The sequence below is a fragment of the Rhodoferax sp. GW821-FHT10B06 genome (genome assembly GCF_059415605.1).
The window spans coordinates 274,223-287,638 of the sequence record NZ_JBWKNO010000003.1 but is presented as its reverse complement, the minus strand read 5'-3'; the positions used below and the strand labels follow the sequence as shown (position 1 = coordinate 287,638).

Genomic DNA, 13,416 nt, shown 5'->3' with positions numbered 1-13,416 from the left:
GCCGGCCAGCACTAGCAATAAGGAAGGATCTGACTTGAAAAGCCTGTTTACCTTATCACGACGAACATTTATCCAGACCGCTGGAGCGGCTAGTTTATGCGTTGTGTTCAATCGTTTGGCCATAGGTGCCACTGATCCCACCGCAGTGCCGCCACCGACGGGCCAACCCGCGTGGGGCGATACTCCTGGCAAGGCCCGGTTTCGTATCGATGGCATTGCCAAGGTGACCGGGCAGAAGATTTATGCGCGAGATTTCCGTGCCCGCGATATGCCCGGCTGGCCAGCCCAGGAGCAGGTGGGCATGGTCCTGCGTGCAACGGTGGTGGATCGATTGTTTGAGCGCATAGACCTGTCGATGCTGCCGGATGCGCTCAAGCCCACCAAGGTTGTGACGCAGGAAGATTTGCTGCACGACCACATCGACGTTCCCTGGTTTGCCCAGCCTCCGGCTACATGGCCCAGTGGTTTGCTGGTGGGCAAGGGGCAACGCCCTGTCTTCTTTGGGCAGCCTGTGGCACTGCTGCTGTTTCGCAATTTTGAAACCTGGCGCCAAGCCAAGCGCTTGCTGCAATTCAACCCCGATGTGCTGCGTTACGGCGATGTCGCCCGCGTCCCGGAGGTCCACCAGGGATATGCACCTACCACCCAGCTAACGCGCTACGCAGATGCAGCGGGCGTTGGCTTCTCGCAGGTGGAGAGCGGCAAAAGCAATCCATTTGCCCATCCTCCTACCGCCGTCGATTGGGTAGCGCGCACCTTGCGGGGCGATATAGACCAGACTTTTCGCAAGCCCGGTATTCGCAGCTTTGAGGGTACATATTCCACGCAGGTGTTGGACCCGATGTTCATGGAGCCGGAAGCAGGCCTGGCATGGCGAAATGGCGATACGCTGCATTTGGTAATGGGTACGCAGGCGACTAATGGTGACTTGTCATCCACCTTCGGCCTGTTTCAGAACAAGGACTGTCCCATCAAGGTGAAGATGGTGGTGCTCAATTCTTGCTACCCCGGCGGCGGCTTTGGCGGGCGAGATACATCTACATTCCCTCCTTTGCTGGCCCTGGCTGCGGCTTATGCTGACGGGCCGGTGCGTATTGCACAAGACCGGTACGAGCAATTCCAGTCTGGTTTGAAGCAGTTGGACTCCACCATGCGGCAGCGTATTGCGGTGGACCGCGACGGTCGCTTCGTGGCTTTTCAGAGCCACCAAGACCTGCGCTCGGGCGGCAATAACAACTACAGCCAATATGTGGCCGAGCTGGCCGCCTACTGTGGCACCGGAGGCTACAACATTACTCAGGCGGCTGTGGATGCCCGAGCCGTGCCGACCGATGGTGTGGTGGCCGGCTCCATGCGGGGGTTTGGTGGCCCACAGGCCAGCTTTGCGGTGGAGAGCCTGGTGGACGAAGTGGCAGTGCGCCTGAAGCTGGACCCCATTGCCTTGCGTGAACGCAATGTACTGCGCAAGGGTGACCGTACGGTAACCGGCACACCGTTGACCCAGCCTATGCAACTGGCTGAGATTTGCCGTCTGGCGCGCGAGCATCCTTTGTGGGCACAGCGCCACACACACAGGCATACGGCCGAGCATTTGTATGGAGTGGGCTTTGCGCTAGCCAATCAGGCCTTCGGCACGGGTACGGATGGCGTGATGGCCGAAGTCTCGATTGCGCAAGACGGGCAGCTCACGGTGCGCACCAATTGCGTGGACATGGGCAATGGTTCTGCCACCACCTTGGCCATCAGCACGGCCAAATACGCCGGTGCCAATGCCACGTTGGCCAATATGGGGGAGGCCGCGTATTTCACGCAGCCATTGGGTTTCACCGATACGTCGGACACCAATGCCTGGAACAACCCGCGTTGGACTGCGAGCTGGGCCATGTCGTCCAGTGCCTGTTTGACGGCGTTTCACCAGGTCCATGTGGCGGAGCAGGCCAGCCTGGTTCTGTTTGAAACTGGTTTGCTGCCGGCTGCTGCGCAGCTGTGGGGGGTATCGACTGACACCTTGCGTGGGCACACCCAGTGGCGCGACAGCCAACTGGAGGCGCCCGGTTTGCCGCCGCTGGATCTGGTAAAGATTGCTGGCCAGTTGTATGCCGGTGGTCTGCCTGCTGCGGCCATGGTGCATGCGGTTTACCAAGGGCAGTGGGTGTCAGCCGACTACAAAGTCGGGGACTGGAGCGGCAGCTTGCCTTTGGATGGCTTGTCCACCAAGCTGGCCAATCAACATGATTGGCGGCGCCACGACCGGACCCATACCGCCGCCCCCCCTGCGAACGCCAGTTTGTATGGGCGTAGTCTGTTTTCGCCTTCGGGTGCACTGGCTGCTGTGCAGATCGAGCGCCGAACCGGCATTGTCAAGGTTCTGCAGATTGAGCTGTTTTTGGATGCTGGCAAGGTTATCCAGCCTGATCTGCTGCAAGGCCAGGCCCAAGGTGGTGTGGCCATGGGTATTGGCTACGCATTGCTGGAAAACATCCCCTTGCGAGGAGAGGGCGGTGGCAACGGTCGCTGGAATCTGGATAACTACCACGTAGCTTTGGCTGGCGATGTGCCATTGAAAAGGCTGGGGCTGACCGTCCTGCCCACTACCGAGTCCACTGCCAAGGGTATTGCTGAGGCCGTGCTGTGCCCGATTGCTCCGGCGATTGCGAACGCGGTGGCGTTTGCCACTGGCCATCGGTTTTATGAACTCCCTATGACCCCTGAAAAAGTGCGCAAGGTATTGAGAAAATGAACCAGTCCATCACTATCCATATCAATGGTCAAAAGGTGCAGCGTGAGGTGCCAGACGATCAGGCGCTGATCGACTTTCTCCAGGAAGACTTGGGGATGACCGGAACCAAGCTGTGCTGCGGCATCGGTGTTTGTCGGGCTTGTACCGTGGCGGTGCAACGCATCCCACAGAGCCTACCCCAGCCATTGCTGGCGTGCTCGACCCCTGCGGTGCTGTTGGACGGCGAAAGCATCACCACCATCGAAGGCATAGGCCAGCCTGAGCAGCTGGACAGCATCCAGCAGGCCTTTTTGGACCACTTTGCCTTTCAGTGCGGGTACTGCACTCCAGGCTTTGTTATGGCCACCCATATGCTGCTGGAGCGTCTGCGTTTGGCCCCGATTCCTGCCTCGGATCTGGACGCGGCCATTGCCAACGCATGTGGTGCCCATATCTGCCGCTGCACCGGCTATGTGCGGTATTACGAAGCGATCCGTGCGCTGGTTACAGCTGAGAAAGGGCTGCTTGTATGAAGCGTTATTTACTCAGCATGGTGCTGCTTATGGCGGGGGCTGTGCATGCGCAAGGCATTATCGAATACGGCCGGGAGTGTGCAGACAAGGTGGCTCCCATACCCGCATTCAGTTGTGAAACCGGCGTGGCTGTACCCATCACCGTGGATGGGCGTACACCCGATAAGTACACCAAGAACATGCTCTGCGACCGGCCCTCTCTGCTGCCGCCAGACAAAGGGCAGAAGACCGATGGTCAATGCGTGCCGTACTCGCGAGCGCTGGTGTTGCGTGACGATGACCAGGCACAGATCAGCGCCTTTTGCCGGCAGAAGATGATTCGCCCCGCTGACACCCATTTGTATGATGAGGTGGATATCGTGGCCCACAACGTGCGCACCGGCAGCACCTGCTGGTTCCAGGCCAGCACACGTAAGCCACTGAAACAAAACGAGGGCGTCGATGGCCGCAAGGTACCGCCGCCCAACCAGGCGCAGCCTTTGCCCGGCTATCCTCCTGCGCAGACCTTCTGGAACAAGCCGAGTCTGACCGCCGCGAAGAACTGCGTGCAGTGCCACGACAGCGGCCCTTTCATGTACAGCCCCTTTATCGCCCAGACACGTATGGTGCCTGGTGATCCCTTTGGTTTGTACAAAAATGATATTGGTAAAGATTTTCAGCGCTGGGCTGTACCTTTTTCCATCAGCACCCGCGGCAACGCATGTACCACCTGCCATCGCATAGGCAACATGAATAGCTGTAACGTGGCCATGTGGCAGTCCATTGGCCAGGGACATACGGAAGGGCTGGATGCTTGGGGTAAGAAGTTCCCCCAGTCACATTGGATGCCGCCTGGCAATCTGCACAGCGAGGCGCAGTGGAATGAACAGTTCGTCCGCAGCGTGCGCATGCTGGCCGCATGCTGCCAGGATCCCAAGGGGGCAGAGTGCCTGACCGGCGGCTACACGCAGTCGGGCAAGCCCTGAGTTGTTTCAGCCACGGGTGCTGGGCATCCGTGGCTGGACGTCTACTGGCTTGGTCTTCAGGCTACGGCGGGGGATGAACTGCGGATCAGGTGGTCAAATGCACCCAGCGCGGCCTTGGCGCCATCGCCTGCGGCGATGATGATTTGCTTGAAGGGTACGGTCGTCGCGTCACCCGCCGCGAACACTCCGGGCACCGAAGTCTGACCCCGGTTGTCCACGATGATCTCGCCGTGCTTGCTGAGTTCCAGTGTGCCCTTGAGCCATTCGGTGTTGGGCACCAGGCCGATCTGTACGAAGCAGCCTTCCAGCGCGATATGGTGGCTTTGGCCGCTGGTGCGGTCGGTATAGGTCAGGCCGTTCAGCTTGTTGCCGTCACCGGTCAGCTCGGTGGTCTGCGCTGACATGTGGATGGTCACGTTGGGCAGGCTTTGCAGCTTTTTGACCAGCACCGCATCGGCACGCAGGGCATCGCCGTATTCGATCAGGGTCACATGCGCCACCAGTCCGGCCAGGTCGATGGCCGCCTCGACACCCGAGTTGCCGCCGCCAATCACCGCCACGCGCTTGCCCTTGAACAGCGGGCCGTCGCAGTGCGGGCAATAGGCTACGCCCTTGTTTTTGTATTCCTGTTCGCCGGGCACGTTGACGTTGCGCCAGCGCGCGCCGGTGGTGACGATCACGGTCTTGGATTTGAGGGAGCCGCCATTGGCCAGCTGCACCTCGACCAGGCCGCCGGGTGTGGTGGCGGGGATCAATTTGTCGCCACGTTGCAGGTTCATTACATCTACGCCGTAGGCCTTCACATGCGCGTCCAGGCCCATGGCGAATTTCGGGCCGTCGGTTTCCAGTACGGAGATGAAGTTCTCGATCGCCAGTGTGTCATTCACCTGCCCGCCAAAGCGTTCGGCGGCAATGCCGGTGCGGATGCCTTTGCGGGCTGCGTATACGGCTGCTGCGGCGCCGGCAGGGCCACCGCCGACTACCAGTACGTCAAAGGCTTCTTTGGCAGAGAGCCGAGCGGCATCTTTGTCGGCTGCGCCAGTGTCGAGCTTGGTCACAATCTCTTCTACCGTCATGCGGCCCGAGCCGAAATGGCTGCCGTTCAGGTAGATGCTGGGCACTGCCATGATTTCGCGGGCGTTGACCTCGTCCTGGTACAGCGCGCCGTCGATGATGACCGTTTTGATTTTTGGGTTGAACACCGACATCAGCGTCAGCGCCTGCACCACGTCCGGGCAGTTGTGGCAGCTAAGGGACATGTAGACCTCGAAATTGAAGTCACCATCCAATGCCTGGATGCTCTCGATCACACCGGGTTCGACCTTGGGTGGGTGGCCACCGGTCCACAGCAGGGCCAGCACCAGCGAGGTGAATTCATGACCCATGGGGATAGCAGCAAAGCGCAGGCTCATAGCGCTGCCGATGCGGTTCAGGCTGAAGGAGGGCTTGCGGGTGTCCGTTCCATCCGTCTTCAGCGTGATCTTGTCGGATAGGGCTATGATGTCTTCCAGCAAGCCACGCATTTCACCAGCGGCCTTGCTGTCATCCAGGGAGGCCACAATTTCAAACGGTTGTGTCACCCGTTCTAGGTAGCTTTTGAGTTGTGATTTGAGGCTATCGTCCAACATGGTGTTCTCTTCCTATCTCGACTGTGCTGCCCATATTTTGGGCGTGGTTATCCAACACCCGCTACCCACCTCGTGGGTGCGTAGCGGGCTGTAGCGGCCTTTGGATGCCGCTTACGTCATGCAGATTTAGATCTTGCCGACCAGGTCCAGCGAAGGGGTCAGGGTTGCAGCGCCTTCGTTCCATTTGGCGGGGCAGACTTGACCTGGGTGGGCGGCGGTGTACTGAGCTGCCTTCAGCTTGCGTACGGTTTCCTTGACGTCGCGGGCAATTTCGTTGGAGTGGATTTCGGCGGTCTTGATCACCAACTCGGGGTTGATGATGAAGGTGCCGCGCAGTGCCAGACCTTCTTCAGGGATGTGCACGCCGAAAGCGTTGGTCAGGGTGTGGGTAGGATCACCCACCAGAGGGAACTTGGCCTTGCCCACGGCAGGCGAGGTTTCGTGCCACACCTTGTGCGAGAAGTGCGTGTCGGTGGTAACGATATAGACCTCGGCACCTGCCTTTTGGAACTCGGCATAGTTTTCAGCCGCGTCTTCGATTTCGGTAGGGCAGTTGAAGGTGAAGGCGGCCGGCATGAAGATCAGCACAGACCACTTGCCTTTCAGTGTCTCATCGCTCACGGTAACGAACTTGCCGTTATGGAAGGCTTCGGTCTTGAAAGGCTGGACTTGGGTATTGATCAGAGACATGTGGTATTCCTGTAAAAGCTTAGGCTGCACGCGGTATGCGTCGCTTGCCAATGTCAATAATAGGCTATTAAACGGATGTCGCTGATTAATAATTTGTATTATGCCAATAGCACTCGATATGTATTTTCTTAGCTCGTACGCCGAGGCGGCTTCGCGATAGAGACGGTGGCAGGTTCCAATACAAATTTTCTAGGAATGAATCCAAAATCACGCGTTGCTTCTGAATGGTCAAAAACCATATCTCTGTTCATGCGCTCCGCCATGGCCGAAGACCAAGTTCGATAGCGTGGGACTTGACGCATGAGCACCACGGCCATGCTAAACGCCCACAAAGGAACAGTTAAGAGGCGTGGAGAGGCTCCAAGCATGGCAAAAATGCGGCTAATCATGTCCCGGTAGGAAAGTGTCTCACCACCGGAAATGTTGTACGTGCGGTTTGCAGCCTCAGGCGACTGTAGTGCCGCCAAACATGCGGCTGCTACGTCCTCTGCGTGTATCGGTTGGCGTTTGCCTTGCGCGGCTCCGAACAAAGGGAAAAAACCGAAGCGACGTATGAATCCTGCAATTTCTGAGATATTTTTGTCCCGGCCTTGGTCATAAATAAGTGTAGGCCGTAGTACCACCCATTCCACGCCACGACCTTCTGCCCAGACTTGCAAGCTATCTTCTGCGTCGGCGAGTTGTCGGGCAATGGCTTGCTCATGTATGTCGGTGGACGTGTCTTTGGTGAACCGGCTGGTGGAGGAAAGGGCAACGATGCGGCGCACCCCGCAGCTTTCCAGCATGGCGAAATATCCGGGCAATACCCAAATGGGGGCTACGCAAATCCAATAAGGTATGGGCTCGACGTCTGTAGCACTGGACTGTAGTTCAGCGGGCAACTGTCGCCACTCAATATCTGAATCTGCAGGGGCGGTGGTACTTCGGCTGAAGGCAATTGCCTTTTCCGTGATTTTTGAAATACCCGACAGGACGTGTGCGCCAACCATGCTCCTGGCTCCCAGTATCCCCAGCGAGGTTGCATGTTTCGATGCACTGTCAGTCATGGGATTTTTCCAACGACTGCCTACTGCGTTTGGCAAGATGATAAGCGGCTAACAGTGAGAATCTGAGCCATACACCGATTGAGACCAAGTTCATGAATATGCCTGGATACTGGTGTTGGAAGAATTTGCGATAGAAGCGCATCATGCCTTTGTGCTTGTGCCACTCAACGAAAATAGGCCGGCTGCGGCTACTGACTCCTAAGGCATGGGTGATTCGGGCCGAGGGAACGAACAAGATCTTCCAGCCCTTTTGTGTAAAACGTAGGCACCAGTCTAGGTCTTCGCAATGCAAAAAATATCCTTCGTCCCATAGGCCAACATCTTGAATCGCTTGGCGTTTTACCAGCATGCAGGCACCAGAAATTGCCTCTACACCTATAGGGTGACGTGGCAAGGGTTGCTTATGCAAGTGAAAGTCGAAAAACAGCTTGGGCCAGCGTTTTTCGTACCGGCTCAAACCAAAGGCCCGCACGAAAGACCTCCAAGGGGTGGGTATTGCGCGTCGGCCACCGCCTTGCTCTGAGCCATCGAGGTTCATAAGCAGTCCACCCACCATACCCACGGATGCATCGCTTTCTATATATTTCAATAGTTCTGATGCTGCAAAAGTATCCAAGCGGCAGTCAGGGTTTAGAAAAAGCACATGCTCCCCCGTGGTTCTTGAGAAACCAATGTTGCATGCAGCTGCAAATCCTAAATTGCTGGTATTGCGCACAATCTGAACGCGCGAATCATTGGCAAAAAGGCGTGCGCAACTGTCGGTGCTAGTGTCCATGGACGCGTTGTCGACGACTACAATTTCCCCCACCTGGGGCAAGGCAGTCTCCACACACTCCGCCAGCAGCTCACCGGCGTTGTAATTAACTATCACCACGGAAATCAAAATACGCCCTTTGTTCTTTGGCTATCACACAATATAGTGTCTGATCTCAACCCGACTCCAACAAATCACGTGCAACGCAATGCAAGCCTCGACCAAATTGGTTGTATCGGCCCGTAAGCAGTTCGCGAAGGACGGGCACCAACCGAGCTAAGCGACGCTTAGGGAGGTTTGCTCTAAAGCGCTGGTGCACCAATTTGGCATGTAGCTTTGCAATAGTTGTCGCAGGTATGTATTTATCTAGTCGCTCCAATCTTTCAAGAAGAACTTCCACCTTTGTAGCGCGTGCACTCAGCGTGTCGTCGCGTGTCGCAAAAGCCTTCTGAATTTTCCATAAAAGCGTTTCGCGTCGTGCTCCAATCTGGTTTGTCGCATGTTGGCGGTAATCAATCAACCTATCTTCCATCACATCTACAAGCCCTATGCAAGCTGCTACGATGGCCAGCCATTCGTCGTGCAACCACTCCTTGGGAAATGGCAGCGCATATTGCAATAAAGAACGGTGAAATAGGGTAGTTGCACCAGTTACAAGATTGCGCCGTAAAAAAGCATCTAGCGCACGCCCTGTGTGGATCCAGTCTAGTTCGAAACCTTGGACTTCAATTGCATCAAAGAGTGACTGAGATAAATCGCCCCCCGTGGAGTCGATAAGTTTTGCGTTGCTATGCAGCAACAATAAATCGGGTCGTTGTACAAACTCCTGGGCCATGCGAACGAGTCGGTCCGTATGCCAGACATCGTCTTGGTCGCATAAAGCTATTAGATCACCCGTACACGCCTTGATTGCCTGTTCAAAGTTTTTAACGACTTTGAGCGGCTGACTATTACGCAATATGTGCAGGGTCGGGAGCGAGCGCGACTGCTTTAAGACCTGGCCCGCGACGATTGTTTGCGCCAAATCCACACAGTTATCACTGGATGCATCGTCAGATAAAACAATCTCGGACGGCAGCAGGCTTTGCTGGCAAATGCTTTCAATTTGCTCTTGGATAAATCTTCCGCCGTTGTGCGTGCACAAAGCGACAGAGATCGAGTGCCCGCAACGCTGTCGCGTTGATCGGTTGTCGCCTAGATGCACAAATAATTTTCGTAAGCTCGTTTGATACCTGTGGGCAAATCAACCGTTGGGGACCATCCCAAATTACGGATCTTGGATGTATCCATGACCTTGCGCATTGTGCCGTCGGGCTTACTGGTGTCCTGTACAAACTTGCCCGTGTAACCGACTACATCCGCAATAGTTTCCGCCAGCGCACGGATGCTCAGGTCCTCTCCTGAACCCACGTTGATTAAAGGGCACAAAGATGGATGCGTCAGTGTGTCGTAGCCTTCAGCGTCTAGCGCCGCTAAAAATACCAGCGCTTTGGCCAAATCATCCACATACAGAAACTCACGTTTTGGGGTGCCGCTACCCCAGAGAACGACCTCTTGAGCGCCGGACAACTTGGCTTCATGCGTCTTACGAATCAACGCAGGTAACACATGAGAATTATTCAAATCGTAGTTATCACCGGGTCCATATAGGTTGGTAGGCATGGCCGCCAACCATTTGGTGCCGTATTGACGGTTGTACGACCAGCACATCTCGATGCCCGCAATCTTGGCTAGCGCGTAGGGGCGGTTGGTTGGCTCAAGCAGGCCAGTCAGCAAATATTCTTCTTTGATTGGTTGAGGACAATCACGAGGGTAGATGCAGGAACTACCCAGGAAAATCAATCGACTCACCTGATTAGCATGCGCTGCGCGGAAGATATTCGTTTCGATAAGTAGGTTACTCATCAAGAAATCGACTGGATAGGTGTTATTGGCGTGAATGCCGCCGACCTTGGCCGCTGCCAGGAAAACTATCGCTGGGCGCTCTTGTTCGAAGAAATGCTGCGTGGCGGCTGAGTCTTCCAGATCAAGCTCGGTGCGGGTGCGGGTTACAAGGTTGGTATAGCCTTGTTCCTGTAAGGCGCGCAATATTGCACCACCGGCTAAACCGCGATGGCCTGCTACATAGATTTTGCTTGTCTTGTCCATGGCTACTTTGTGTTACTCGTGGTAATCGTACGTTGTGAAGCCGTGCTTTTTGACTAGCTCGTCGCGTTGTGCGCTCCTGAGGTCGGAGCGCACCATTTCCGAAACCAACTCTTGGAAGCTGATTTTTGGTGTCCAGCCGAGTTTTTGCTTGGCCTTGGTTGCATCTCCCAATAATGTTTCCACTTCGGTAGGGCGGAAGTAGCGAGGGTCCACTTGAACAATGCATTTTCCAGTCGAAACATCGTATCCCTTTTCGTCTACCCCTTGACCTTCCCAGCGCATATGGATGCCGAGTTCCAGAGCAGCTGCATTGACAAAGTCGCGTACGCTGTACTGTATGCCTGTGGCGATGACGAAATCTTCAGGCTTTTCTTGTTGAAGCATCAGCCATTGCATTTCGACGTAGTCCTTGGCATGGCCCCAGTCACGCAGCGAATCCATATTACCCAAGTAGAGACAGTCTTGCAGGTCGAGTTTGATGCGCGCCAACGCGCGGGTGATCTTGCGCGTAACGAAAGTTTCGCCACGGATCGGACTTTCATGGTTGAAAAGAATTCCGTTGCAGGCATAAATACCATAGGCCTCGCGGTAATTCACCGTAATCCAGAATGCATACATTTTGGCAACTGCATACGGGCTGCGGGGATAGAACGGCGTAGTTTCCTTCTGAGGAATTTCCTGCACTAGGCCATACAGTTCGGAAGTGGAGGCTTGGTAAAAGCGGGTCTTCTTTTCCAGGCCCAGGATACGGATGGCTTCCAGAATACGCAGGGTGCCGATACCATCTGCATTGGCCGTGTATTCCGGGGTTTCGAACGAAACTGCAACATGGCTCATCGCCGCCAGGTTATATATCTCGTCAGGTTGCACCTGCTGGATGATGCGGATTAAGTTGGTGGAGTCCGTCAGGTCACCGTAGTGCAACTTGAACTTTGCATTGTCAACATGTGGATCCTGGTAGAGGTTGTCAATACGATCAGTATTGAACAGCGAGGAACGACGTTTTACGCCGTGCACGATGTACCCTTTTTTCAATAACAATTCGGCCAAATAAGCGCCATCTTGGCCTGTGACGCCGGTAATCAGTGCAACTTTTGGGTGGTTCAATTTAATTTCCTGGTAATCAATTTTTAAAGTGCGGTAACAGCCGGGAGGTCGACTAAATTTAGTCTCAAATTTTAACCGCTAGATGCTTCGGGCGCTATCAAGTCAATGGTTTGAAAATAAAGGGACTACTTTTTCACAGAGTTGGTGTGCAGCTGGTGTGGGGTATGGTAGTTTTTTAAAAAATAGGGTAGACCAAATAATCGGGAAAGCGCTCCGATGATTTGAAAAAGCAAGCCGATAACGGCCCCGTTTTGAATGAGTAATAAATGTGATAGTAAAAAATCAAATGCTGCGGTCCCCAAGCCAAAACCCCCGGCAACACCAAAAATTCCACCAAATATGGCGAGTGGGAAAACTATAAATCCTTTTAATGGATTTATTGTGTCTCCGACTGCATAAGCAATAAAAAGCAATGCGGTGCACCAAAAAATATGATTTAAAATGGAAAGCGCTAAGCTTGCAACAAGTGCCCTAGGGTTCTCGCGTAACGCATTGAAAGAGCCAATCATTTGCTTTAAACGAAGCCCCCACGAATGGTTCATCAACCAACGGTTAATGCGGCTGCTATTGTAGAGACGGCGTGCTCCGGCAATTCGGAGAAAAATCAAGGGACCAATCCCAGCTAGAAATGACAGGCCTACCACTAAAAGACGGGACGGCAGATCTACCAATAAATTCCATCCGATAACACTAACTATCGCAGCGAGCAGAAAAAGCCCCAATAAACCGATAACGCGATCTATTGCTACAGCCATGACTGCACGGGTTCGCAAGCCTGCGCCAACATGTTCGGCCACATAACCAGCCTTCACAAAATCGCCCCCATTGGAGCTTGGCATGGCAAGATCAAAAAAAGAACCGATCATTGTCCAGCGCAATGCTTGAGGGTGAGGAACATCAATGCCCTGGCTCGAAAGTATGATTTTGAAGCGATACGAGACAATCCAAAATGGTGGCAAGGTCAATAACAGTGCGCCCATGAGCCATGGCCAAGTTTTGGTTAATGCAATGATTACAGATATATCAATGCGATTGAAATGGATTAACAATCCTATGATAAAAAATGCGATTGCTAACTTAAACCATATGGAGTTTACAATTCTACGAAGCATACTAGGGTGAGTATTCACATGCTTCCTTAATCGTGTCGTCGCAATTCAAACCACAGATAAGCCAGCAAGCGCTTACCCGTCGGCCAAATCTTGAAGTGTGTCTCGCCGTAACCCCGTGAGATTTCTTGCGTTGGGAATTCAACTCGCGATATTTTGAGTTTGTAGGAGCGAACCACCATTTCGATGTCGATTGACAGCCCCACGTCGAGGATTTTCATCCGCTTAAAGGCTTCACGTTTCCAGCCTTTGAAACCATGTAATACGTCTCGCACCCACGGGCCTTCGCGACGCCAAACCAACGCGGCGGCAGCTGCAAGACCCATAACTGCCCATTTTCGTGGACGGAAAAAGTGCGCATCCTCTTCGTTCACAGATCCCGGTAGTTGCCTACTGGCGATTACGAGATCATTGCCTTTATCAAAAAGCGGCCTGAATTTGAGGAGGTCGCCCGTTGGCAATGTGCCCTTTGCGAAAAAGACGACTACCGCATCCCCTGTTGCCACTTCATTTGCATGAACATACGCGGCATTTAATCCACGCTTGGGTTGACGATGAACCTTGATGCCCTGGCTTTCTAGGTATTCAACGGTGCCATCGGTGCTGCCACCATCAACTGCAAATACTTCATCGAACTCACTGATCGGCAGATTAGGTACGTCCGCTTGACAACCTTGTAACTCATTCCAAACTATCAAACACAAAGAAATTTTCACA

12 protein-coding genes are annotated in these 13,416 nt (G+C 54.3%); 3 read left to right on the top strand and 9 right to left on the bottom strand.

What is annotated here, in order from left to right:
• Positions 1–145 precede the first annotated feature (145 nt).
• From AC07O2_RS06725 to AC07O2_RS06715, 3 genes are read left to right on the top strand one after another with little or no spacing between them, the layout of a single operon-like run.
• Complete coding sequence (locus AC07O2_RS06725) at positions 146–2,740, top strand: xanthine dehydrogenase family protein molybdopterin-binding subunit (RefSeq protein ID WP_495074965.1); 2,595 nt, start codon at positions 146–148, stop codon at positions 2,738–2,740.
• The gene (locus tag AC07O2_RS06720; protein WP_495074964.1) at positions 2,737–3,252 is read left to right on the top strand and encodes a (2Fe-2S)-binding protein; all 516 of its coding nucleotides are present in this window, start codon (positions 2,737–2,739) and stop codon (positions 3,250–3,252) included. Before AC07O2_RS06725 ends, AC07O2_RS06720 begins: the two co-directional genes overlap by 4 nt.
• Positions 3,249–4,217 (top strand): hypothetical protein, encoded by a 969-nt coding sequence (locus tag AC07O2_RS06715; RefSeq protein ID WP_495074963.1) that lies wholly within the window; start codon positions 3,249–3,251, stop codon positions 4,215–4,217. The genes AC07O2_RS06720 and AC07O2_RS06715 overlap by 4 nt, the downstream gene beginning before the upstream one ends.
• Positions 4,218–4,273: 56 nt before the next feature.
• On the opposite strand, the gene ahpF is transcribed toward AC07O2_RS06715, so the two are convergent.
• The 9 genes from ahpF to AC07O2_RS06670 all read right to left on the bottom strand — a co-directional run bounded on the left by ahpF (position 4,274) and on the right by AC07O2_RS06670 (position 13,415).
• Complete coding sequence (gene ahpF / locus AC07O2_RS06710) at positions 4,274–5,845, bottom strand: alkyl hydroperoxide reductase subunit F (RefSeq protein WP_495074962.1); 1,572 nt, start codon at positions 5,843–5,845, stop codon at positions 4,274–4,276.
• A 126-nt stretch (positions 5,846–5,971) separates the two neighbouring features.
• Positions 5,972–6,535: an alkyl hydroperoxide reductase subunit C gene (ahpC, locus tag AC07O2_RS06705; RefSeq protein WP_490592802.1), complete on the bottom strand. Its 564-nt coding sequence runs from the start codon at positions 6,533–6,535 to the stop codon at positions 5,972–5,974.
• A gap of 128 nt (positions 6,536–6,663) precedes the next feature.
• Complete coding sequence (locus AC07O2_RS06700) at positions 6,664–7,524, bottom strand: NAD-dependent epimerase/dehydratase family protein (RefSeq protein ID WP_495074961.1); 861 nt, start codon at positions 7,522–7,524, stop codon at positions 6,664–6,666.
• Between the two features lie 49 nt (positions 7,525–7,573).
• Positions 7,574–8,452 carry a glycosyltransferase family 2 protein gene (locus AC07O2_RS06695; protein WP_495075091.1) on the bottom strand — a complete coding sequence of 293 codons (879 nt, stop codon included), beginning with the start codon at positions 8,450–8,452 and terminating at the stop codon, positions 7,574–7,576.
• A gap of 58 nt (positions 8,453–8,510) precedes the next feature.
• Positions 8,511–9,479 carry a glycosyltransferase family 2 protein gene (locus AC07O2_RS06690; protein ID WP_495074960.1) on the bottom strand — a complete coding sequence of 323 codons (969 nt, stop codon included), beginning with the start codon at positions 9,477–9,479 and terminating at the stop codon, positions 8,511–8,513.
• 50 nt (positions 9,480–9,529) lie between these two features.
• The gene (locus tag AC07O2_RS06685; RefSeq protein ID WP_495074959.1) at positions 9,530–10,483 is read right to left on the bottom strand and encodes a GDP-L-fucose synthase family protein; all 954 of its coding nucleotides are present in this window, start codon (positions 10,481–10,483) and stop codon (positions 9,530–9,532) included.
• 12 nt (positions 10,484–10,495) lie between these two features.
• Positions 10,496–11,596: a GDP-mannose 4,6-dehydratase gene (gene gmd, locus AC07O2_RS06680; protein ID WP_495075090.1), complete on the bottom strand. Its 1,101-nt coding sequence runs from the start codon at positions 11,594–11,596 to the stop codon at positions 10,496–10,498.
• Between the two features lie 119 nt (positions 11,597–11,715).
• Positions 11,716–12,720 carry a lysylphosphatidylglycerol synthase transmembrane domain-containing protein gene (locus tag AC07O2_RS06675; RefSeq protein WP_495074958.1) on the bottom strand — a complete coding sequence of 335 codons (1,005 nt, stop codon included), beginning with the start codon at positions 12,718–12,720 and terminating at the stop codon, positions 11,716–11,718.
• An 8-nt stretch (positions 12,721–12,728) separates the two neighbouring features.
• A complete protein-coding gene (locus tag AC07O2_RS06670; protein ID WP_495074957.1) occupies positions 12,729–13,415 on the bottom strand; it encodes a glycosyltransferase in 687 nt (228 codons plus the stop codon).
• Between the last annotated feature and the right edge of the window lies 1 nt (position 13,416).